18 protein-coding genes and 1 pseudogene are annotated in these 23,301 nt (G+C 48.5%); 8 read left to right on the top strand and 11 right to left on the bottom strand.

Translation table 11 applies throughout. The features are described 5' to 3' along the window. Nucleotides 1-105: 105 nt before the first annotated feature. Nucleotides 106-512 (bottom strand): annotated as a pseudogene (locus ACO6UX_RS05385) (hypothetical protein); the annotation flags it as partial. A 208-nt stretch (nt 513-720) separates the two neighbouring features. Continuing rightward, the gene (locus ACO6UX_RS05380; RefSeq protein ID WP_422445559.1) at nt 721-1,197 is read right to left on the bottom strand and encodes a hypothetical protein; all 477 of its coding nucleotides are present in this window, start codon (nt 1,195-1,197) and stop codon (nt 721-723) included. Between the two features lie 589 nt (nt 1,198-1,786). Between ACO6UX_RS05380 and ACO6UX_RS05375 the strand changes: the two genes are divergently transcribed. Then, on the top strand, nt 1,787-1,936 hold the full coding sequence (locus ACO6UX_RS05375; protein ID WP_422445557.1) for a hypothetical protein: 150 nt from the start codon (nt 1,787-1,789) through the stop codon (nt 1,934-1,936). A gap of 571 nt (nt 1,937-2,507) precedes the next feature. Here the strand turns inward: ACO6UX_RS05375 and ACO6UX_RS05370 are convergent. Together ACO6UX_RS05370 and ACO6UX_RS05365 are read right to left on the bottom strand one after the other, a co-directional pair. Continuing rightward, on the bottom strand, nt 2,508-3,437 hold the full coding sequence (locus ACO6UX_RS05370) for a hypothetical protein (RefSeq protein WP_422445555.1): 930 nt from the start codon (nt 3,435-3,437) through the stop codon (nt 2,508-2,510). 155 nt (nt 3,438-3,592) lie between these two features. Further along, nucleotides 3,593-4,738 carry a hypothetical protein gene (locus tag ACO6UX_RS05365; protein ID WP_422445553.1) on the bottom strand — a complete coding sequence of 382 codons (1,146 nt, stop codon included), beginning with the start codon at nt 4,736-4,738 and terminating at the stop codon, nt 3,593-3,595. A 135-nt stretch (nt 4,739-4,873) separates the two neighbouring features. Between ACO6UX_RS05365 and ACO6UX_RS05360 the strand changes: the two genes are divergently transcribed. Together ACO6UX_RS05360 and ACO6UX_RS05355 are read left to right on the top strand one after the other, a co-directional pair. Then, nucleotides 4,874-5,059: a hypothetical protein gene (locus tag ACO6UX_RS05360; RefSeq protein WP_422445551.1), complete on the top strand. Its 186-nt coding sequence runs from the start codon at nt 4,874-4,876 to the stop codon at nt 5,057-5,059. 448 nt (nt 5,060-5,507) lie between these two features. Then, nucleotides 5,508-5,834: a hypothetical protein gene (locus ACO6UX_RS05355; protein WP_422445549.1), complete on the top strand. Its 327-nt coding sequence runs from the start codon at nt 5,508-5,510 to the stop codon at nt 5,832-5,834. On the opposite strand, the gene ACO6UX_RS05350 is transcribed toward ACO6UX_RS05355, so the two are convergent. Then, complete coding sequence (locus tag ACO6UX_RS05350) at nt 5,806-6,894, bottom strand: hypothetical protein (RefSeq protein ID WP_422445547.1); 1,089 nt, start codon at nt 6,892-6,894, stop codon at nt 5,806-5,808. The genes ACO6UX_RS05355 and ACO6UX_RS05350 overlap by 29 nt on opposite strands. 111 nt (nt 6,895-7,005) lie before the next feature. On the opposite strand from ACO6UX_RS05350, the gene ACO6UX_RS05345 reads away from it, so the two are divergent. The 5 genes from ACO6UX_RS05345 (at nt 7,006) to ACO6UX_RS05325 (ending at nt 12,075) form a co-directional block, all read left to right on the top strand. Beyond that, the gene (locus ACO6UX_RS05345) at nt 7,006-10,545 is read left to right on the top strand and encodes a hypothetical protein (RefSeq protein WP_422445545.1); all 3,540 of its coding nucleotides are present in this window, start codon (nt 7,006-7,008) and stop codon (nt 10,543-10,545) included. Further along, nucleotides 10,545-10,793 (top strand): hypothetical protein, encoded by a 249-nt coding sequence (locus ACO6UX_RS05340; protein WP_422445543.1) that lies wholly within the window; start codon nt 10,545-10,547, stop codon nt 10,791-10,793. The genes ACO6UX_RS05345 and ACO6UX_RS05340 overlap by 1 nt, the downstream gene beginning before the upstream one ends. 115 nt (nt 10,794-10,908) lie before the next feature. Beyond that, nucleotides 10,909-11,151: a hypothetical protein gene (locus tag ACO6UX_RS05335; RefSeq protein WP_422445541.1), complete on the top strand. Its 243-nt coding sequence runs from the start codon at nt 10,909-10,911 to the stop codon at nt 11,149-11,151. Nucleotides 11,152-11,396: 245 nt separating this feature from the next. Next, nucleotides 11,397-11,969 carry a hypothetical protein gene (locus tag ACO6UX_RS05330; protein ID WP_422445539.1) on the top strand — a complete coding sequence of 191 codons (573 nt, stop codon included), beginning with the start codon at nt 11,397-11,399 and terminating at the stop codon, nt 11,967-11,969. Continuing rightward, a complete protein-coding gene (locus tag ACO6UX_RS05325) occupies nt 11,947-12,075 on the top strand; it encodes a hypothetical protein (protein WP_422445537.1) in 129 nt (42 codons plus the stop codon). The genes ACO6UX_RS05330 and ACO6UX_RS05325 overlap by 23 nt, the downstream gene beginning before the upstream one ends. Before the next feature lie 262 nt (nt 12,076-12,337). On the opposite strand, the gene ACO6UX_RS05320 is transcribed toward ACO6UX_RS05325, so the two are convergent. The 6 genes from ACO6UX_RS05320 to ACO6UX_RS05295 all read right to left on the bottom strand — a co-directional run bounded on the left by ACO6UX_RS05320 (nt 12,338) and on the right by ACO6UX_RS05295 (nt 23,109). Further along, the gene (locus tag ACO6UX_RS05320) at nt 12,338-14,161 is read right to left on the bottom strand and encodes a hypothetical protein (protein ID WP_422445535.1); all 1,824 of its coding nucleotides are present in this window, start codon (nt 14,159-14,161) and stop codon (nt 12,338-12,340) included. A 98-nt stretch (nt 14,162-14,259) separates the two neighbouring features. Further along, on the bottom strand, nt 14,260-15,090 hold the full coding sequence (locus tag ACO6UX_RS05315; RefSeq protein ID WP_422445533.1) for a hypothetical protein: 831 nt from the start codon (nt 15,088-15,090) through the stop codon (nt 14,260-14,262). 202 nt (nt 15,091-15,292) lie between these two features. Beyond that, the gene (locus ACO6UX_RS05310) at nt 15,293-16,006 is read right to left on the bottom strand and encodes a M48 family metallopeptidase (RefSeq protein WP_422445531.1); all 714 of its coding nucleotides are present in this window, start codon (nt 16,004-16,006) and stop codon (nt 15,293-15,295) included. Between the two features lie 9 nt (nt 16,007-16,015). Further along, nucleotides 16,016-19,084 carry a type I restriction endonuclease subunit R gene (locus tag ACO6UX_RS05305; protein WP_422445529.1) on the bottom strand — a complete coding sequence of 1,023 codons (3,069 nt, stop codon included), beginning with the start codon at nt 19,082-19,084 and terminating at the stop codon, nt 16,016-16,018. Between the two features lie 81 nt (nt 19,085-19,165). Further along, nucleotides 19,166-20,410, bottom strand: a complete 1,245-nt coding sequence (locus ACO6UX_RS05300; RefSeq protein WP_422445527.1) for a restriction endonuclease subunit S — start codon at nt 20,408-20,410, stop codon at nt 19,166-19,168. Next, nucleotides 20,401-23,109: a type I restriction-modification system subunit M gene (locus tag ACO6UX_RS05295; RefSeq protein WP_422445525.1), complete on the bottom strand. Its 2,709-nt coding sequence runs from the start codon at nt 23,107-23,109 to the stop codon at nt 20,401-20,403. The genes ACO6UX_RS05300 and ACO6UX_RS05295 overlap by 10 nt, the downstream gene beginning before the upstream one ends. Nucleotides 23,110-23,301 lie beyond the last annotated feature (192 nt).

Here is a 23,301-nt window from a genome sequence, read left to right as displayed (position 1 = left end):
TGCTATGTCTATCAGAATGTTTCTGTCTTGTTATTCAATACCGATAGCCAAGCCGACGAACGCCTCGATGCCAGAGATCGGATCGGGTGTTCAGCCTGATTGATGTTAGCTCTGAAGATTATGAGCAATTGGGAAGCCGTATTGATTCATTCTCTTCCAGAAACACTCCCAGTGACCGGATGAACAGACCAATGCTCTGAGGGTAAGCAGCATGGAAGCTCCTTCTTCCTTCCAACGCATTCCTGACCGACACATTCGCTGCTTCACCAATATTTTACAAGCTGCTTCAGTGACGCCTGAACCAATTCAGGGACATGGTAAAAATCCAGCACCTGCTACGAGACAAAAGGCTCAAGGAACGTCAAGTTATCCGGGGCTCCATCAGCTACTCCAACGTATGTCGCATTAGGGTACTGTTTTTTGATTTTCTCGATTTCTCCGGTATAGCGACGGATAAATGTTTGTTTATCCTTTCCAGACAAGACTTCTGGCAAGGCCTGGGCAAAGAAAGTTGAGGCTGAAATGCTGCGACAGGCTGAGCAGGTGTATTTGCTCTATAAAGACTTTTTGCAAATGTACAATAAACACCAGTCTGTGTCAGTGGTAACTCACCTGAGTTTTAGCTGAATTGACTGACTGATGATAAGGTTTTTTGCGCTCCCTTTGGCACTGGGTGTAGCGGGATCTTTGCGAAGCTCCCTTTGTCACTCCCTTTGGCGCTCAGCGTAAGCGGGATCTGTCTGGTAGCGCTTCCTGGCGATCCCTTTGGCGCTCGGCGTAAGCGGGATCTGTCTTGTAGCGCTCCCTTTGGCGCTCCCTTTCGCGCTCGGCGTAAGCAGGATCTGTCTGGTAGCGCTCCTTTTTGCGCTCCCTTTCGCGCTCGGCGTAAGCGGGATCTTTGCGAAGCTTCCTTTGGCGCTCCCTGTTGCGCTCCCTTTGGCGCTCGGCATAAGCGGGATCTGTCTGGTAGCGCTCCCTTTGGCGCTCCCTGTTGCGCTCTCTTTGGCGCTCGGCATAAGCGGGATCTGTCTGGTAGCGCTCCCTTTGGCGCTCCCTGTTGCGCTCCCTTTGGCGCTCGGGGTAAGCGGGATCTTTGCGAAGCTCCCTTTGGCATTCAATATGTGAAGAATTTTCATCAACAGCTTCTTCGTCTTGAATCGCAGGAGATATATATTGTTGAAGATGTTCACTTTTCAATCGTCGGGTAATAATCGCAATCGGCGCTGTAGATTTAGAGAAATTACCAATGCCGTCTTGTTTAGGAATTTGGATGGGTGAATTAAGTTTGGTATCAACATCTGTTGAGTTTTGCGAGATTGATTGAACACCCTTTGTTATGGAGTATATCGAAAAAGTTTTATTTTCAGGGTCATATTCTGCAACCTGATAATTTTCCAGTAGTATAGCTACTGGAATTGCAGGAGAATCGTTATAGCCAGTTTGATTTTGTACAGCGAAATCTTTCAACCATTTTTTTTTATGATTTAAATATCCTTGATTATCTGAACTTGTAGATTGGTCAGTCATGTCATGGTTAGTTACAGGTAGTCCAACTTCAGTAACCATTCGGGAGAAAACCTGACCTGTTGCACCAGATTCAGCTAAAGATATGCTTGGAATATTAGAAAGGCCATTAGGGGCTGGACTTAATTGAGAAGAAGTTGGTCTATCCATTGAATTATTGAGTTATTGAATTACAGTTTAAGACCACGCTTTCTTATAAAAGTTCCTCCCTTTCGCCACTCATTAACCTTATATCCATGTCAATCAAGCATAAGGAATTGCTATGGCTATTACTAATAGCGACGTAAAACTCTTCGCAAGTCAGCGCCTCACAGATGTGGAAGACGGTGGGGGGCGCGTTACTGGCAGCGAGGTCATTGATGGAAACATCAATAATCTCTTTCTTCGATTGCTGACCTTTACTAAGGAATAGTCCCGAAATAATTTCCCGGTTTCCCCTGAGGCTATAAAACTGAGATAATGGCCTCAGCGCCACGAAGTACAGGAAGCTACCTTGAGCCATTACTCCCCGCAAGTCGCCATCCAGATGATCAAGTTCTACAAGACTCTCAACGAACGTGACCATTCAGTTAGATAAAATTCTCCCAAAATGGAACTATAGAGCTATCCCTGAAACTGGGCGAAATGAGGAAGTTATTTCGGGACTATTCCTTAAAGGCACAGCAAGTTTTACCGTTTGCCTATCCAGAGGACAGAGACCAATACCTTATGACCCTCCGATTATTGACCGTTCACTCAGGGTGAGATAGGTTCGATCGGGACTGAAAATATTCCTTCAGTTTGACAACTGAAAAGCGGGGAGGCAGTACCTTCTGAATTTTTACTGGAACTCTGGGTCGTTTCAGTTAAATTAGAAGTCAGTGGTAAATCACCTGAGTTTTTAGCTGAATTGACTGACTGAAGATACCGCTCTCTTGCGATCACAGCTTGCTCTTTTGCTTCTTTCTTGTTGGAGGTTTGTATTTTGATTCTTTGGTAGGTCTTTATATAGATCTTTTGTCCCTCGGCGTAAGCGGGATCTTTGCGAAGCTCCTTTGGACCTCCCTTTTGTGCTCCCTTTCTCGCTGGACGTAAGCGGGATCTTTGCGAAGCTCACTTTGGCGCGCCCTTTGACGCCTGGCGTAAGCGGGATCTGTCTGGTAGCGCTCCCTTTTGCGCACCCTTTCTCGCTCGGCGTAAGCGGGATCTGTCTGATAGCGCTCCCTTTTGCGCTCTCTTTCGCGCTGGACGTAAGCGGGATCTTTGCGAAGCTCCCTTTGGCGCTCGACGTGAGTGAGATCTTTCTGGTAGCGCTCCCTTTGGTGCTCTTTTTTGCGCTCGGCAAGTGAAGAACTGACATCAACATTGACTTCTACCCGGATTGTTTGGTTATCACTTGTAGCTTGATGCATGTATAACGGATTAACGACAGCAACTGGCCGTAAATCTTGTGAACTATGAATGTCGGCAGGAAAATTAGTTAACTGTAAACCTGAGCTTGTATGATTCGCTGTTGTTTGCTCTCTAATTTCAAGCTCGTCCCACGATATTAGCTCCTGAAAGGGAGTGCCTGGTGTTAGTAATAATGGATTTTTAATGGGTTCATAATCACGCTGGTAAGGAACATATTCATCAAGAATTGATTGTGGTATCTCTGGAATATCTATTCCAGAAGCGTTTTCTGAATCGAAGTTTGTTAGGGATGTAATAATATATTTATTCAATGAATAAGAATGATCAGCTTCATTTTGATATGTATCTGGTCCGCAATTGTAAATAGGAAGAGGGTTCAGAACTTGAACTGGTATGCCTTGATAAACAGGCTGCTGTTCGATGGTACCAAATTGCTGTTCTTGATCTACTAAACCTAATGCAGTGGAACAAAGATAAGAAAAAGAAGCATCGAATGAAGGAGGTTGATTGGTTTGATCCATTGAATTATTGAACTATCAAATTACAGATTAAGACCACGCTTTCTTATAAAAGTTCCTCCCTTTCGCCACTCGTTCACCATTTATTTATATCAACCAAGCATAAGGAGAAGACGGTGGCGGTCGGCTTACTGGCAGCGAGGTCATTGATGGAAACATCAATAATCTCTTTCTTCGATTGCTGACCGTTCACTAAGGCCGAGAGGGATCGATCGGGACTGTAAATATTCCTTCAGCTTGACGACTGAAAAGCGGGGGGCAGCACCTTCTAAATTTTTACTGGAACTCTGGGTCGCTTTAGCTAAATTAGAAGTCAGTGGTAAATCACCTGAGTTTTTAGCTGAATTGACTGACTGAAGATACCGCTCTCTTGCGATCACAGCTTGCTCTTTAGCTTCTTTCTTGTTGGAGGTTTGTATTTTGATTCTTTGGTAGGTCTTTATATAGATCTTTTGTCCCTCGGCGTAAGCGGGATCTGCCTGGTAGCGCTCCCTTTGGCGTTCCCTTTCGCGCTCGACGTAAGCGGGGTCTGTCTGGTAGCGCTCCCTTTGGCGCTTGGCGTAAGCGGAATCTGTCTGGTAGCGCTCCCTTTTGCGCTCCCTTTCGCGTTCCCTTTCGCGCGCGGCGTAAGCGGGATCTTTGCGAAGCTCCCTTTTGCGCTCCCTTTGGCGCTCCCTTTTGCGCTCTCTTTTGCGCTCTCTTTTGCGCTCGGCAAGTGAAGAACCGCCCTCAACATTAACTTCTGCCCGGGTTGTTTGATTATCACTTGTAGTTTGGTGTATGCATAACGGATTAACGACAGCAACTGGCCGTAAATCTTGTGAGCTATGAATTCCGGCAGGAAGATTAGTTAACTGTAAACCTGAGCTTGTATGATTCGCTGTTGTTTGCTCTCTAATTTCAAGCTCGTCCCACGATATTTGCTCCTGAAAGGGAGTGCCTGGTGTTAGTAATAATGTATTCTTGACGGATTCATCATTAGGCTGGTAAGAGACATATTCATTAAGAATAGATTGTGCTATCTCTGGAATATCTGTTCCAGAAGCGTTTTCTGAATCGAAGTTTGTTAGAGATTCAATATTATATTGAATCAATGAATTAGAATGATTGGCTTCATTTTGATATATATCTGGTCCGCAATTGTAAATAGGAATAGGGTTCTGCACTTGAACTGGTATGCCTTGATAGATAGGCTGCTGTTCGGTGGTACTAAATTGCTGTTCTTGATCTACTAAACCTAATGAGCTGGAAAATAGATAAGAAAAAGAAGCATCGAATGAAGGATGTTGATTGATTTGATCCATTGAATTATTGAACTATTGAATTACAGATTAAGACCACGCTTTCTTATAAAAGTTCCTACCTTTCGCCACTCATTCACCATTTATTTATGTCAACCAAGCATAAGGAATTGCTATGGCTATCAGAATGTTTCTGTCTTGTCATTCAATACTGACAGCCAAACCGATGAGCGCCTCGATGCCAGAGACCGGATCGAGAGTTATTTGGTTCCGGGCATTAAGGCATCATGGGAGCTGGTGGGCGATCAGCTGGAAGGGCAGGGTGCCGTTGTCGGCTATCAGCGGGAGGAATGGGCGGTGTCTGAAATTGGCGAGGTCTATTAGCTGACAACGCTATATGAGACAGTCAGTCAGTTCATCCGTATTACAGCCGTTGATTATTCCACTGAGATTTTTACCTATTTCGCTGGAGCGTAGTATATCGATTTTACCCGGCGAAAGTTGGAAATGCAGATTAGCGCACCTTTGGTGACGAAATTTATTGGGGCATCTCCCGTTCCCGGTGAGCCGGAGGAGGCAAGCTAATAATGAGAGAACGCAAGCTCTTAAAGACTGCCAGGGGAGCGCAGACTTATCTACCCCACGCACCGTTTACAAACCCCGCAGCGTATTATCCGGCTCGAATATCCGGGGGGCGATGTGAATGTTGGGGTAACACCGGGGGATGAAACCAAACTGCTGGATGCCCTGAAAAATGCAGGTATGAGGACGGTCTGATGCAACTGGATACCATTACTCTTCCAGATGATCTGCTCTGGATCAATGAATTTGAATGGAACCCGGTAGAGCAAACCACCGACGCAGCCTGGCCGGGGCTTTATTGGTACAGGAAGGCCAGTTAGTTCATGGCCGTTCTATTGTTCTTTCTGGTAATGGCGAGGCCGGTTGGGTTTCCCGGCTGACGGTCAAGAGCCTCTTTGCTCTCTCCAAGGCGGTTAGTAAAACAATGACGTTGAGGCTCCCAGATAACAGGGAGTTTTCCGTTATCTTTGATCGGTCAAACGGGGCTCCCATTGAGGCACAACAGCTTATGCCGTTTGCCTACCCGGACGATAGCGACCAATACCTTCTTACCCTTCGATTGCTAACCGTTCACTAAGGCTGAGTGGGGGCGATCGGGACTGTAAATATTCCTTCAGCTTGACGACTGAAAAGTGGGGGGCAGTACCTTCTGAATTTTTACTGGAACTCTGGGTCGTTTCAGTTAAATTAGAAGTCAGTGGTAAATCACCGGAGTTTTTAGCTGAATTGACTGACTGACGATGCTGCTTTTTACGCTCCCTTTCGCGCTCGGCGTAAGCGGGATCTGTCTGGTAGCGCTCCCTTTTGCGCTCCCTTTCGCGCTCTAAGTAAGCAGGATCTTTGCGAAGCTCCCTTTTGCGCTCCCTTTTGCGCTGCCTTTCGCGCTCGGCGTAAGTGGGATCTGTCTGGTAGCGCTTCCTTTTGCGCTCCCTTTCGCGCTCGGCGTAAGCGGGATCTTTGCGAAGCTCCCTTTTGAGTTCCCTTTGGCGCTTGAGGTAAGCGGGATCTTTGCGAGGCTCCCTTTGGCGCTCTCTTTTGCGCTCGGCAAGTGAAGAACTGCTATCAACATTAACTTCTGCCTGGGTTGTTTGGTTATCACTTGTCGCTTGGTGCATGCATAACGGATTAACGACAGCAACTGGCCGTAAATCTTGTGAACTATGAATTCCGGCAGGAAGATTAGTTAACTGTAAACCTGAGCTTGTATGACTCGCTGTTGTTTGCTCTCTAATTTCAAGCTCGTCCCACGATATTATCTGCTGAAAGGGAGTACCTGGTGTTAGTAATAATGGATTTTTAACGTGTTCATAATCATTCTGGTAAGGAACATATTTATCAAGAATAGATTGTGGTATCTCTTGAATACCTGTTTCAGAAGCGTTTTCTGAATCGAAGTTTGTTAGAGATTCAATGTGGTATTTAATCAATGAGTTAGAATGATTAGCTTCATTTTGATATGTATCTGGTCCGCTATTGTAGATAGAAATGGGGGTCAGCGCTTGAACTGGTATGCCCTGATAAATAGGCTGCTGTTCGGTTGTACCAAATTGCTGTTCTTGATCTACCAAGCCTAATGCACTGGAACAAAGATAAGAAAAAGAAGCATCGAATGAAGGAAGTTGATTGATTAGATTCATTGAATTATTGAACTATCGAATTACAGATTAAGACCACGCTTTCTTATAAAAGTTCCTCCCTTTCGCCACTCATTCACATTTATTTATGTCAACCAAGCATAAGGATTTGCTATGGCGATTACTAATAGTGACGTAAAACTCTTCGAAAGTCAGCGCCTCACCGATGAAGAAGACGGTGGCGGTCGAGTGACCGGTAACGAGGTCATTGATGGCAACGTTAATAATCTCTTTCAGGACATTTCCCGGATTGACCGAACCATTGGTGATGTGGCTTTGCGTAAGGCGTTTATCGGGATCAGCACCGACAACAATGACATTTACCTTGGAGGCCATTTGATCCTGACTGAGCCTCCCAAGGATCAGAATGTTTCTGTCTTGTTATTCAATACCGACAGCCAAACTGACGAGCGCCTCGATGCCAGAGACCGGATCGAGAGTTATGTGGTTCCGGGCCTTAAGGCATCGTGGGAGCTGGTGGGCGATCAGCTGGAAGGGCAGCGATCCGTTGTCGGCTATCAGCGAGAGGAATCGGCGGTTCCTGAAATTGGCGAGGTCTATAAGCTGACAACGCCAGATGAGACAGTCAGCCAGTTCATCCGTATTACTGCCGTTGATTATTCCGTTGAGTCTTTTACCTATAACAACGGGCAGGAGTATATAGATTTTACCCGGCGGAAAGTGGAAATGGAGATCAGCGCTCCTTTGGTGACGACCTTTGTCGGAGCGCCACCAGTGCCGGGGGAGCCAGAGGAAGAAACCAGCCGCATTCAGGAAACGCAGATAGCCGATACCAGCCGTTACTATGGCATCCAGTCTATGAGTGCCAATATTACCGCAGGTGACCTTAAGGTAAAGGCTGAGAGTGTTTATGCGCCTTTGGTGCCGAGTGCCAAGGTCGAAAGCCCATTACTGGATCAATATGGCGGCTATACCGGCAAGACCGTGGTGGCGACTTCGGCCAGTAACCGATCAGTCAGTTGTCGCTTTGTTCATATCACTGGCACCCAGAGCCGCACCTATCTGCAGCGGGGATTTTTGCCCGGAACCCTGACCCTTTCGGTGGATGGCGGCACCTTTGAAGATAACGGCACAGGCAATCTGATCCATAAAAGCGGCACCAACAATTACACCAAGATGACCGTGGATTATGACCTTGGGGAAGTAAACGTCTGGCGAGTAAGCGGAGTTCTTTCGGCCTCCGGTAATGCGACTTATCAGCCAGCGGTGGGAATGACGGGCTCAGCGATCAGTGGTGCTATCCCAATCACAAACCAGAACCGGGGCTTCAACTACACCCTGAATATGGCCGAGGCCAAGCCAAGGCCGGGGACGCTGGTGGTCAGCTATATCGCCCTCGGCAAATGGCAGGATATCCGGGATTCCGGTAATGGACAGATGACTGGTTCTGGAACTGGCACCATCCTCTTTGCAACCGGCTCGGCGGCAATTACCCTCGATGCTTTGCCCGATCCAGACAGTGCCATTGTTCTCAGCTATGTGGCTCAGAATGATGATGAGGTGACGATCAGAACCGGCTCGGTGCCGGTGGATGATATGACCTTCCGGCATACTGTTCAGAAGCCCGGTATCAAGCCCGGTTCCATGACTGTGACGTATATTTCATCCGGGGGGAACAAAACCCTGACCGATCAGGGCAATGGCCTGCTGACGGGCGATGGCAGCGGCGCTATTCATTACGCTCCCGGCGAGCTGAGTTTTAAACTGGACAACCTGCCTGACAGCGGAACCGAAATACAGCTGACTTATGAAGAAGGCACCAGTGCTGGTGGCGAGGTCATTGTTACGGTGGATGATCTGGGCGTAATGAGCGGCACCATACCCGGAGCGCCTTTATTGCCCGGTTCTATCCAGCTGCAATTTCTGGTTAAGCAGCTGTCCAACGTACCCAACGGCGCAAGATTTGAAGATGATTGGACAACCTACCAGTCCACCAGAAACGTTGCCAAACAGATCAGCGATGATACATCGGGTGGCTGGCGGGGAGTAACCGGCAGCATTGATTACCAGACCGGGGCGTTCACTATTCTGGCATTGGAGAATTACAACTATCCAGAATGGCGGGTAAGAACTCATGGTGGCAATGGTCGTATCAGGGAGGTCGAGGTCACCAATGTACCCAAAGTTCAGACCTTTACTGGCAATACCATTACGGCCATTGCACAGGCCAGCGGCTTAAGTCATGCGCCTTATAACGAGAATATTACCTCGCCAGAGTTGACCATTGATCTGCTGCCCTTGATGGACAATACCGTTTTGCTCCCCGGCAGCGTGGTTTTTCAATGGAATGGTGAAACCTACTTTGACCGGGATGGCTCTCTCTATAAAAACCTGAGCACAGAAACCAATGCCGGTGTTCAGGTTGGCAGGGTCGATTACAGCGGCGGGCTGGCGACACTGGCCAGCTACCCATCTGGCACCGTCAATACGGCCACCATTCAGGCAGCGGCCACCATCGGGGTCGGCTTTGGCATAAATGCCGTGGCTTTCCGTACTCCCGGTGCTCCTGTTCGACAGGGCAGCTTGCAGCTAACGGCAGTGCGGGTGGATACCGGGGATGTCATTACTGCGACAGCTGACTTTAATGGCGACTTCAAAACTTCAGAGGTGGCAGGAAACATCGACGTTACGACTGGCTGGTGCGAGATTGAGTTTACTGATGGAAACTCTCCTGAAAAGAAGCCAATCTACGTCATCCCGCAAAGCGTTCGTTACAACTGCGTGGTGGAAACCAGCCTGCCGCTCGATGCTGAACTGATCGGCCTTGACCCGGTACGTTTGCCTCCCGATGGCAAGGTTCCCATCTATCGAGCCGGGGATATTGTGGTTATAAGTCATTCGGCAACCACCGATATTGGTACACCAACGGCAGGCCAAGTGGTAAACCTTACCCGAGATCATCAGGCAGACATTACCATTATTGATGCTAATGGTAAGTATTTGTCTCCTGACCAGTATACCAGTGACCGGGAGGCAGGAACCGTGACCTTTGCCGAGCCGTTGAGCCTGATTGATGCTGACAGTAGCCCGCTATCGGCACCCTATAGCATCAAGGATCGGGTGGAGCACATGAGCGTATTGAGCGATGTGAAGATCAACGGTGACCTGTCCATTATCTCCCCGGTGCCATGGGATTTGCCCGCAGGCGAAACCTCGGTCAGCAGTGCGGTGGTCTATGGCGATCTTCAGGCCAGAGTGAAAAACTTTTTCAGCCAGAAGGTATGGGATAGCGGCGATCCAAACTGGACGGATGACCGGGTTAGAGACCAGACAACTGCCCAATACAACACCATCAACTACCCGGTAGAAGCGACCAACAAGGGGGCTATTTATGGCAAGTGGGCGATTATCTTCACCAGCACGACTTCCTTCCAGATTGTTGAGGAAAAGCTCGGGATCATATCAACCGGCAGCACAACAACGGATACCGCACCCATTAACCCGGAGGCGGGAGTGCCTTATTTCACGATGAAAGCCGATGGTTGGGGCAGCGGCTGGTCAACAGGCAACGCTATCCGTTTTAATACCGATGGGTGCCTTGCGCCAGTTTGGATTTGCCGGACGGTGCTTTCCGGTCAGGGCACCGAAACAAACGACGACTTTACGCTACAGATCCGGGGGGATGCTGACTGATGGCAGTGAAAAACTTTAAGCAATATGTCTTGGATCATACTCATCCCACGAGCCTGTATACTTTTGAGCCTCCTGAGCAAAGTGTATTAGATTTAGATTCTCTTATTTCTGAGCAGGATTTTTCAGGCAATGAGCATCATTTATATGCAACTAATTCTTATAATCCTGAAATAGCCCGTTTCTCAAGTGGGAATTCAGGAAGCGATTCTCTTTGTCTGAAGACAAAAATTATTTTGAAGTATTTTTAAATAATGTATTAATCAGAACTAAAGTGTAGGCACTGCAAAGTTCAAGGCAAAGCCATTCAGTCGACCACTAGCCCATGGGCCGGTTAATCCTACTATTATCCCAAATCAATAATTTATGGCTTATGTAATTACAGCTCCGGTTGATTTCGCTTTCGGTCTTGATGCATATAAGCCGGGTGCTGACTTTGGCTTTTATCCGATAGCAAGATATGCCTTTGTTCCGCCACCTTCAGTTATCCGGTTTTATCAGGGTAACTGGAAAAAAGCCGTTGGCCGACAGCAGCAAAGAGCGGCGGTTTATTCCACCGGCCTATCAGCTCTTCCCGGTCACAAAGTAGTCGGCAGGCAAGGTCTGTAGAAGCCTCACCTTTTGGGCTGTTTTGGGGGGCAGTGGCTAAAAAGGAAGTTCAGGTCAGTTTTAGTCATAGCGACAGCCTGGAAAAATAGGCGACAGCTGACGGGCGTTGGCAGCAGGCTGTTAACATAGATGGTCATAAGTCACAGCGATGGGATCATTCCATTCAGGCAAAGGATGAGAAAGATCGTATTCTCTGGAACCGAACTTTAGTAAGAGACAGCAACCAGATCAGCAGTTTCCGGCGAGTGGATGAGTTCAGTCCTGCTCATCAGATAGAGAAGCTTGGCTACCTGATACCGAGCCTCCTTAACTTCCGCTTTGCTGGCATTCCCTATCCGCCCGAAACCACACCTGCTGTTTATTTCCGAATGGGACGATCAGTTGATGCCAAGGTTATTCAGCCAAGGGATAGCAAGCGGCGCTTTGCCTTCCAGAAAAACAGAGCCGAGGATCAGCCGGTTATCCTGCCGTGGGGCTTCGGCCAGAAAGCCAAGGATGAGAGCGTTACCGGCAACTATGGCGGCGAGACAGACCCGGTTATTGTGGAAAAGCCGGAGCCGGAACAGCCAGAGATCAGGGAGAGTTATCTGCTAATGAACATAATTACCACTGTCGTTTTGCCTGCCCGGACACCGATAGAATTACCCTCAATGGAAATTAGCCTGGATATTGATAGCTTCTCATGGAGCTTTACCGGCTTGATCATTATTGATTGGCAAGGGTTTTGGAGAATCTGTCAACTACATAAATATCCTGCAGCAGTTCAAGGCATTGATACTTGGAGGAGTGGAAGTTTTGGCTGGCATCACCGCCAATAACGGTAATGGCACCAGTCAGGCAGATCCTCAGGATGGTTCGATTATTACCGTGAAAGGGGAGTCAGTGGGAGTTAGTCTAAAGGCTTTTGTTCAGGGAGGGAAATAAAAGGAGCTGCGCCAAATTTGGCGCAGTACGAAGCGAAAGTGTAAGACGATCAGATCAAGAATCAAGACCCGACCCCGGTTCGCGACCCGGGTTTTCGGGATGGTTCGGTGATTAGTAGTTAAGGTGGAGTTTGTGAACGTTGGTGTGAAGGCGTTTATTCAGGATGGAGAGATAATGGGGACTGCGCCAGACTTGGCGCAGCAGGTAGTAGAGATTTGATAGAGCACTACAGCATAGAAGGGTGTTGACTATCCCTGATTCTTCATGGATCAACCGGAATTTTGCCCAGAGAGTCCTTCAGCATAGCCTGAACTTTGGGCCGACCACCTTTAGACATGGTGAATCCCAACCCTTGTCGATAAGACTCTGGCAGATAGTAACGATGGGGTTCAGTAATTTTTTTATCTTCATAGACAATTCCATACTCGATCAATTTCTCAAGCTGTTCCATGCTGGCGTCAATAGCTTTCGCCGAAAATGGAATTGTTTTCTTATCAGGCTCAATATTAGCCAATTTTTTAATCCAATCACCTAAAACCGCCAGTTCCTTTTTCGCTTCCTCAACTTTTTCCAAACTGCATTCATTCATAGCATTGCGCATAGCCTGAGGCATTAAAACGCGATCCGTCAATTGGCTTACGCTGCTTGAATCACGAGTTTTTTTACTGGCATATTTTAAAAAGCGGACAACGTCCCTTGCCTGTAAACGTCCCTTCAGATCACACAACGCTGCATAAACCCAGCGCACAGAGTAAGCCTCCCGGGATGAAGGGCTACCTAGTTTCAAACCCCACAATACATGGAGTTTTACCGATATTTCACGGGTTGTCAGATTGGCAACGGGGTCTTGTGCAAACGTTAAACCAGCCTGCCCGCAAGTCCAGTAAACCAGTCGTAGAAACGCATCCGCATCCCATTGCAGCTGGTAAGGTTCATAACGTTCGACAAATTGGCCAAGATTCTGTGCCGTGACCGCTTCCACATAATCTTCACGAATAAAGATGACAATACCGATAGCGCAATTGCGTATTTCACGTAACCGGTTGGGCAGTTCAAGCAGATTTTTTACAGCCAGTGCTTCTTGTTCAGAGTCTCCGACCTCCGGGAATAGATCTTCGATACCATCAATAACGACAATGGTCTGGAGTTCCTGTTTTTTCATCTCCTCGTTCAAGGCTTCAAAATCAGTGATCTGACCTCCCAGGTTATGAAGGTCGATAATATTTTTTTCCCAAAATGCCAGCCAGTCTGTTGTCGGGTTTCGCAAGGCAGCATCTTTAATGCGTATGAACTTGCTCTGTTTAAATGAGTCTTGTGCACCTGCTTTTTTGTAGAAAGAAAGTCGAGCTTGACTTATTGCATCTTCAGCATCATCGACCGTATTTTTTGAATGAGTAAAGGGCAGAATAAACGTGCTTGTTAACCGAGAGGACTGATTTCGATCAACATTGATTTCTGCTTCTTCCAGAAATTTCTTCCAGTTTCCACGCCGACATAGCTGAATGTAGTTAAATGTTTTACCGGAACCTTTGGCACCAATCGAAACAATCTGCGGCAAGCTGCTGGCGTGTCGCTGTGCAAGGTTGCGCAGAGGTGTCGTTAACAGCAATTTATCCGTTTTACCCTGCTCGGCATAAACCAGCTGGGCGCTTAATTCGTAAAGTTTGTTTGCCGGACTATCTTCTCCCCCACAAGCGTAGGCATCAGTTTTTTGAGTTGGTTTCTGGTTCTCAGAATTAAAGAAGTCTCTGGCCCAGTTAAGCCCTTCATTGAGCAAAGGGCTGGCATTTTCTATGACCGAAAGTGCACTGTCCAGTGTTCCCAGATTTAAGAGTTGAGAGCTGAACTCACCTTCAATAATCTCAAGGCCGTCGATGGCATTAGTGTTATCTTCAGCGTATTTATCAGGCATATAAGCGGCGTTCAACCGCTCAAGACCAACTTTGTATTGATCCGTTTTTTTGAACTCTTTATTGATAAAGGTTGTGATGACGCGAGGGTCTAAGGTCTTTTCACCAAACTGTTTTTGCCACTCTTGATTATTCGCCAGGGAAGTCAGGCGATTCAAAATAAATTCCGTACCCATAATCGCTTGCTCAGCCAGCGTAGTCACCACGAAACGTTCAACTCTTGGGTCAAACAGCAGCGGGCTGGAAAGTTCACTGAGTCCGGCTCTCAGGTCAATCAGGATGATATCTGCCTGGAGTTACCCAGCTTTTGCAGCATATCGGTACAACGCCAGGGTTGTTCATAAGATCGGGCCAGGTGTTCTGGTCGTACAGAAATGTTCATTAGTTGAGCCATGCCCGATTCACTGGTGCTCGAAAACGCAGGAAGCAAGCAGTACTCAAACCCGGCTTCGCTTTTCGTGTAGCGATCAAGCTCTTTAGCGAAGGAGGCTACCATTTCTGACTCATCAACCGCCGGATAGTGACTGGCTTCCAAAAATTGAATCCATGAAACATCCGGCTTATCGCTGTCCTTGAACAAATACGTCAGCCCCGGTGCCTCAAGATCAGCATCGACAAGCAATACTTTTAATCTCTTATGCTTGCTGTCACGGTGGAAATTCACCTGAAGCGCCTTGAACCATGTCAACAAGGAAGTGGTACGGCCCACGCCGCCTTTAAAGGAGTGAAAGGCTGCGACTTTGCACTGACCCTCGAAAGGTTCAGGGGTTTTGGGCAGTACTTGTGTTGCGGCCTCATAACCAAGATCTTTCCAAAGCGGTCTTGGGTGACGTTCGCCCTGTTCTTCACACTGCGTGATGATTTCAACATCCATCGAGCTTTGTGGGCCATAAGCCAGCTCTATCTTATGTTCATCAGCCTGCCAGTTATTGCCAAATACGTTTTTTATAAAATCAAGGGCAATGGTTTGATTATCACCGACAAGGTCTATTTCAATCGCTTCACTGTAAGCGCGGATATCCGCGATACCCTCTGGGAAATAGGTAAAATTCTGAGTATTGGATGCCAGCAGTCGTTCGGCATCCAGCCAGCTATAGAGATTCATTAACGCTGCACCTTTATCCAGTTACAGATATTTTCAAGGGTTTTAATAATACGAGTATGATCTTCCGTTTTTTTAACATCAGCGCCATATCTCCAAACCTGCTTTAATTTACTTTGGAAGGTATCGCGCGGGGCACCGGATTTTCAATTTTCGACATAATAAACAAGACTTCTACCGGCCATGACATAACAGGCCAGAGACATCAATACCCCCAATCCTCATACCGCACCGGCAAACTATTCAACTCATCCCGACAACCCCGCCAGTTCGGCATATATTGCTCCATCAACGATTTAAACCGCTTGTTGTGGGAAGGCTCCAGCAAATGCACCATCTCATGCACCACAATATATTCCAGACACGATGCCGGTTTTTTCGCCAATTCCAGATTCACCCAAATCCGGCCCGCAGCAGGGTTACAGGTACCCCATTTGGTTTTCATCTGCTTAACCCCAAACTCGGCAACCTTCACACCCATCAGTTTTTCGTAGTGTTCAATAATCGGCGGCAGCCGCTCCTTCAGCTTTGCCCGGTACCATTCCCGCAAAATCGCCAGTCGCTTATCCGGGTCTGTGCCGGGGCGCACAGACAGCGTGATCGTATGGTGGCCTAAATCCACCCCCGGCGGCGAATCGCGTTCGACAATCTCTAATAGATAACGTTGCCCGTTAAAATAATGGCTTTCACCACCCACCATATCCCGTGGCGTTTCCCGCACCTGGGCTTGCAGTTTCTGCTGCTGCTTTCTGATCCAGGGCAGTTTGGTGATGATATAGGCCCGCAAGGTCGCCTGATCGATATGCAGCGGTGCAGAAACCCGAACCTGACCTTCCGGTGGCAGAACGCTCAGGTGAACATTCTTGATATTCTTTTGCACCACCTCAATATCAATACCCCCTAACGTCATTTCGGGCATTCAGGCTCCTCATAAATACTCTGGCTGATTAGAGATAAGATTGAAAACACGAAACGTTTCATCCTCATCTTGCAGAATCTCATAGAGCGCATTGAGTATATAGCTCTCCTTGGCCTCATCCCCACGCCAGTCATCCATCAGATTAGCTCTAACGGCGGCATCGACCTGTAACACCAGCGCCTCATCTTCACCCAGGTTATTGTAGAGCATACGCTTGGCCGGAGTGTCCAGCGCCGCAGGCATATCATCCTTTTGCCCGGTCACGACTTTGTTCGCCAGCTCGGCAATTTCCTGCAGATACTTTTCGTATTCAATGGCATTCTGCTTGCGCTGGCGAATCAGCTCATCAAGCAGTGTAGACATCTTGTCAAAATAGGCCGGGTCATTCAGCTGGCTCTCGATAATGCGGCTGCGAACATTATTCTCAATAGCTTCCGACACCGCCCGCTGATTGCCCTTCATCCGCCCCAGTTCTGTCCGGATCGCCTCGGCCATGCCACTTCGCACAATCACGTCAATCAGCGGCGTATCCTTGAACGGGGAAATCTCCACCGAATCATCCGCCTGAATATAAGTATCAATCAGGTGACGCATATCCGCTTCATAGGCTTTAAGGTCAATCACCTCATTGCTGGAACGGCGAATCAGCTCCCGCAGCTTCACATAAAAATCCAGCCGCTCTTTAATATGCTCAATCCGCTCAGCGGTATAACCCGCAGCCACCAGTTCATCGGCAATATTGGCATAAGCCCGGATCAGCGCCACCGTCGATTTATAGAGCGCAGCCCGCAAAGGTTCTTTTGCCTTGAGGTCTGCCGCCATCTCGCTATTACCACAGAAGTAATGGATAAACTCCAGATCCCCCCTGGGCGGCGGCACCGGCTCACACAGCATCTCGATGGCTTCCAGGGCATTGTCCAGCCGCTCCCGACCTTCTTCCAGCCGCTGCTTGAGCAGAATCTCACAATCCTCTTCCTTAAAGTCGTCGTAATCCAGCTCACTGGTATAAACGGCAACCGCCTTGCCCACCTTATTAAACAGGTCTTTGTAGTCAATGATATAGCCGTTGATCTTATCTTCCGTATCCAGTCGGTTCACCCGGCAGATCGCCTGAAACAGCCCGTGATCCTGCATGGATTTATCAATATAAAGATACGTACAGCTGGGCGCATCAAAACCGGTCAGCAGCTTATCCACCACAATCAGCAGCTTCATATTGGCCGGTTCTTTGGTGAACAGCGCCTTTACCCTGGATTCGTAGGTTTCGGTCCTGGTCTTGCCCGCATCCGGTTTTATATCCTTAAGCAGCTGCTCATACACCCGGAAGACAAACTCTTTATCCGTCTCGGTATTATTGCCGGTGCCTTCTGTGGCTATATCTTTGGTTTGCGGGTTATAGGAGGTAACTACCGCACACTTACCTCTTAAATCATGCTCCTGAAACAGCTGATAATACTTACACGCCTCATAAATACTGGATGCCACCAGAATCGCATTACCGGCTTGTGAGCTGAGTCGTTGCTTGGTACTAAAATCCAGCAGAATATCATTCACCACGATGCGCATTCGATTTTTCGCGCTGTATACATTCTGCATCGTACCCCATTTCTTTTTCAGCTCGGCTTTCTGGAAATCATTCAGACCCCGGGTTTTAGCATCAAACCAGGCATCAACCTTGTCCTGAGATTGAATCCGCTGGTCAATATCCCGGGCCTCATAGACCAAATCCAGCACCACGCCATCTTCCACAGCCTCGTTGAACTTATAGGTGTGAATGTATTTGCCAAACACCTCAAGGCTGGTGGCTTTATCCTTTTTCAGCAACGGCGTGCCGGTAAAGCCGATAAACAGCGCACCGGGCAGAATCGCCTTCATCAGCCGGTGCAAACTGCCACTCTGGGTGCGATGGCACTCATCCACAAACACGTAGATATCCCCCACCGCATGACGCTCTTGCTTGCCCAGTTCTTTGATATAGGCATCCAGGTCATCCACCTCCCGGCGACCGAACTTATGCACCAGCGAGCAGATCAGCCGGGGCCTGGCCTGGCCAAGCTGGGCCATCAGATCACGGCCACTACTGGTGGTGGCGATGGTTTCACCGGCATCGGTAAACACCCGCTCAATCTGGTCGTTCAGCTCCACCCGGTCGGTAATCACCAGCACCCGGGCATCGGGCTTGTTCTCCAGAATCCACTTGGCCAGCAACACCATGGTGATACTTTTGCCACTGCCCTGGGTGTGCCAGATAATCCCGCCTTCCCGCCGACGGATATGTTCCTGTGCCGCTTTCACCCCAAAGTATTGATGCACCCGTGGCAGCTTTTTGATGCCACCATCAAACAGCACAAAGTCGTACAGCAGCTCAATAAGCCGCTGTTTTTCACACAGTTTGCCCAGGTATTTATCCAGCTTGTAACCGCTGTTGTCCGCCTCGTCCTCTTTCCAGGTCAGGAAGAATTTTTCCGGCGTCAGGATGGTGCCGTATTTCAAACCCTCCGAATCGTTACCGGCAAAGACAAACTGGACGGTATTGAAAAAGGAGCGGATAAAATCGTCCCGCTGATTGGTATTGCTCTGTCGTATGGCTTTGCCCACGGATTCACGGCTGTTTTTCAGCTCCAGCACCGCCACGGCAATCCCGTTGACGTAGAGCACCACATCCGGGCGTTTTTCCCGTTCACCAAAGACGGTGACCTCTTCGGCAATGGCAAAGTCGTTGTCTTCGGGGTTGTGCCAGTCAATCACCTGGACGGTTTCGGTAAGATTGCCTGCGTCCGTTTTTACCTTGACGCCGAAACGGAGCAGCTCATAAAAAGCCTTATTGCTTTGGTAGAGGCTTTTGCTCTGTTCGCTGGCGGCGGCTTGCAGTTGGGTGACCGCCCGGCTGATGGCTGCGCTGGTGTAGCCTTTGCCCGCCAGAAAGCCTGTTAACCGGGTTTCTTCCACATTGCTGTTATTGGGGCGGTCTTCCCAGTCGTCCAGATAGTGATAACCCAGTTGATCCTGAAACAGGGTTTTCACCACCCGGTTTTGGGTGGCCCGTTCGGGTTTGGTCACAGTACCGGAGCCAGCCATGGCGTTCTCCTTGAAAATAGGGGGAAGTACCGGCAGGGTGTGGATAGTGTGCTGCCGGTGGTTGAAGGGGGTAAGGGTTGGTTAAACGAGGCGGACGGTGCCGGTGAGCAGGTTTTGCATCATGCCTTGTTTGAGTTTTTGGTGCTTCACAAGTTTTGTTTGTAGGTCTGCGATTTCTGTGGACATAGCATTAAAAACTCGGCCTATTTCAGCCTGTTCTTCCTGTGTATCAGGGATTGTGACTTCTATAGCAGACAGTGCATTAGCACTGATATGGACAACAGCATCACCTTGGCCTTTAGAAGATTTCTGCCTTCTGACAGGCTCAGTGTTCAGAAAGTATCCGAGAAAAGTGGGATCTTGACCGATATTAGGTCTCATTATGACAATATCGCCACCTGCATAAGCATCAAGGTTCATAACAAATGCGGCACATTTACCAATATCCTCTTTTGTTTCGCCAGAACCAGCGAATAGGATATCACCTTGTTTCAGTTTGACAGCAGAGTCTGAAACACTCGCCGAGATATAAGACTGAAATGAAGTGATAACATTATTATGTCTCGTGTATAACTCACCATATCGAACACATGGTATGTTACCTGAAAGGGCTTGCTCTTTAGTAACACCGCTCCCTTTGGAAAAGATACCTATACGACCAAGCGTTGTTTTTATCCACCCTGATTTTAGTTTTCCGCTCTTATCGTAAGGGTTTAAAAGCGACTGCATAGCCCCTTGCTTAATCTGCTGCTTTTTGATGATCTGCTGCTCCAGCGACTGGATTAGGGTATCCATATCGCTAAGGGCTTTGGCAATGGCTTCTTGCTCGGCTTTGGTTGGTGGCAGCGGGATTTTTGTGGAGTTTATTAATCCCGTATTCAGGTTCATCTGGGAGCCAGTTTGACCATGCTTTGACCAATCTTTCTCGAGGTCTGTTAACACATAATATAGGAAGTCCATATCGGTTTTTAAGTTGCCAAAAACCACAAACCCATCGTGGATACAAACATCTTTAAGAGTAATGATTGGTCGACCAACCGTGGCACAGATACTCATTACCAAGCTTCTGGAAGGAACAAAACGGCTATTAGCGATTCCCTTATCGGAAAGACTTTGTACAGTGTTTTTTAAATACTTGTTAGACTTTGATACATCAGAAATTCTCAACCAACCAGTTTTGGAGTTTTCATCAAACCAAACTGGGCTATCGATAGGGCGAGGAGAAGCTCCGCGCTGAATTTGTGCAAGATTACCAAGTGATATTGCTGACCAGTCCTCTGGAATCACTCCAACCTCAGTCTGCTTATACCCCGCCTTCAGTTCCATACAAACCCCATCTTCACCAGATGTTTACCCACCGCCTGTTCCAGCCGCACCACTCGCTGGTTAAATTGCGGCAACGAAGTTTCATAGCGATCCGCCAGCTCTTTAATCCGCTGGGTCAGCCGCTGGCTGATGCGATCCATCTCGGTATGCACATCCCGGTCAATGGTCATTAGCCATTTGTCGTCCACCACCAGCTGTTTGATCTCGTCTTCTGTCAGCGCCGGGTAGTGCTCATACAGGGCTTTATCCAGTTCCAGCTCTTCATGTTTGATCGCCCTTTTTTCTGTGGCGATATCGTCCAGCAATTCCAGATAGCGGTTCAGCACCACAATCTCTTTCAGATTGTCCCGGTCTTCGTTGTTGGGACGTGTCGTTCGGTCAATCAGCGTCAGGGCATCCGACCAGAGCAACCGACAGGTTTTGCGCCATTCTTTGATAGTGGCTTCGGTGGTCAGGAACTCATTGAGAATATCTGTCTCCTCACGATCCTCCGTGCGCTTCAGGCGATCCTTCACCGCTTTGGCGGTGATGGTGCCTTTGCTGTTTTTCAGGGCATCCAGAAAGCTGTCGTTTTTCAGCTCATTAAAATCGTCAATGGTGGTTTCCAGCCGCTTTTGCAGCACGGTGTATTCCTGGTGTGTAGCGGCATCCAGCGCTGCCCACGCCAACTCCTGATACTCCATCAGTACCGCAGTAGCCTCGGCTTTACTGCCAACGTCGTTTAATGCCCCATCTTCGCCGCTGTGCTCTTCCTGCAAGGTTTCCAGTTGGCTTTCCAGCTGCTCTTTATGGGCAATCAGCTGATCAATGGCAGCTTGCTCTTCAGCAAAGTAACGGTTAATCACCAGGTATTTGGGAATCAGGTCGCAGGTCCAGCCTTTAATCACTTCTTTGCCTTTTTTAACCTCGATGATTTGATAGATTTTCGCTTCCCAACCATCGGCAGAGATCAGGTAGCAATCGTCCTGCATGGTATCTGCCCAATAGTTCATCAGGTGCTGGTAAACATCGTACTTGTCCAGCAGCGGTTTGCCGGTGTAGGCGCTCAGCAGTGATTCGCTGATCTCCTCAATCATCGCCTTGGGTTTGCAACCGTCATCCTGCTGCTTCAGGTAGGTTTGGGTGGCGGTTTTCCAACCACTGAATACCTGGTTCATCGCTTTGATATAAGCGACAAATTCCGTATGTTGGTAGATGATTGGCTTCAGCGCTTCGGTACTGACCTGGAGCGAGTAGTAATCTGCCGAGCGGGCAGCAGTGGCAAACAGCGTGGTTTTCAGGGTCGGGAATACCTGCCAGTAGTGGTGCAGGGCATCAATATCTACCTTGGGAATATCGCCGTGGAGATGAGCATCGATATCCTGAATATCTTCCGCCACGGAGCTATCTATGTATCGGGGGATATTGAGGTTGAATTCGTTTTTGCGGATTTCATCGTAGCTCACCATACGACTGTAACCGTCTATGGCGATCTGCCTGTTGAACACATCGACAATTTTATGGATATCCATCTCCCGCAGACGGTTCTTATTGCCATCTTTGATAAAGCCTTTACCGGCATCCACCATAAAGATGCCTTTGCGTGCCGATGCGCCTTCTTTATCAATGACAATCACACAGGCCGGAATGCCGGTGCCATAAAACAGGTTGGCAGGCAGCCCGATAATGCCTTTGATATAACCCCGTTCCACCAGGGACTGACGAATCGTTGCCTCGGCATTACCCCGGAACAACACACCATGAGGCAGAATACAGGCACCTTTACCATGGCTTTTCAGGCTGCGGATAATATGCAGCAGGTAAGCGTAATCGCCGTTCTTGGCCGGTGGCACGCCGTAGCTCTGGAAACGGTAGTGCGGGTCCTCTTCCGCATCCACACCACTGCCCCAGCGTTTATCGCTGAACGGCGGATTGGCCACCACGAAGTCGAAGGTTTTCAGGCTGTCACCATCGGTAAACAGCGGGTTGGCCAGGGTGTTGCCCTGGCGAATTTGTGCGGTGGGGTTGTTGTGCAGAATCATGTTCATCCGCGCCAGGCCGCTGGTGGTGGCATCTTTCTCCTGGCCGTAGAGGGAAACGTGTTCACCGGCTTCGTCCGCCACTTTCAGGAGTAATGAGCCGGAACCACAGGTCGGGTCGTACACGGAATAGCCACGGCTATCGATTTTCTCAATATCGATCACTTTGGCGAGTATGCGGCTCACTTCCGCCGGCGTATAAAACTGCCCTTTGCTCTTGCCACTTTCGGAGGCAAAGTGACGCATCAGGTATTCATAGGCATCGCCAAGAATATCGTCGCCATCGGCCCGGTTCTTACTGAAGTCCAGGTCTTTGCTTTCAAAAATAGCGATCAGGTTGGTGAGTTTTTCCACCATCTCTTTGCCGCTGCCGAGTTTGTCCGGATCGTTAAAGTCCGGCATCCCGGTGAGTTTGTTGGCATCACGCAAGGGAATGATGATTTTCTTATTGATGTCGTCGCCTATGGTAGGCTTGCCTTTCAGGGCAACCATATCCGCAAAGGTGGCACCTTTCGGGATTTTCACCGGCGGGCTGAACTGACCGACAAATTTATCGCTGATATATTTCACAAAGAGCATCACCAGCACATAGTCTTTGTACTGGCTGGCATCCATCCCGCCCCGCAGCTCGTCGCAGCTGGCCCAGAGAGATGAGTACAGTTCAGATTTTTTAATCGCCATAGGGAGCTTTACAGAAGATGATATGAATCGACGCTACCGCCCGTGGATTTTACCGCCGTCTTTTATTGACTTTGGGAAGCATGGGACCAGATAGCTCAGAGGTGGAGTTTTGGGTAATCAGTCATTGTACGCAGGTAAGGTGTTTGGTGGTAGTCGTGCATTTGCGAAGGGAAAGGGAAAAGCTGTCCACTT

Origin of the sequence: Endozoicomonas sp. ALB091 (assembly GCF_049310265.1) — a bacterium.
Lineage (GTDB): Bacteria > Pseudomonadota > Gammaproteobacteria > Pseudomonadales > Endozoicomonadaceae > Endozoicomonas.
Note: the sequence above shows the minus strand (reverse complement) of the source record. Positions and strands in the feature narration are given on the sequence as shown.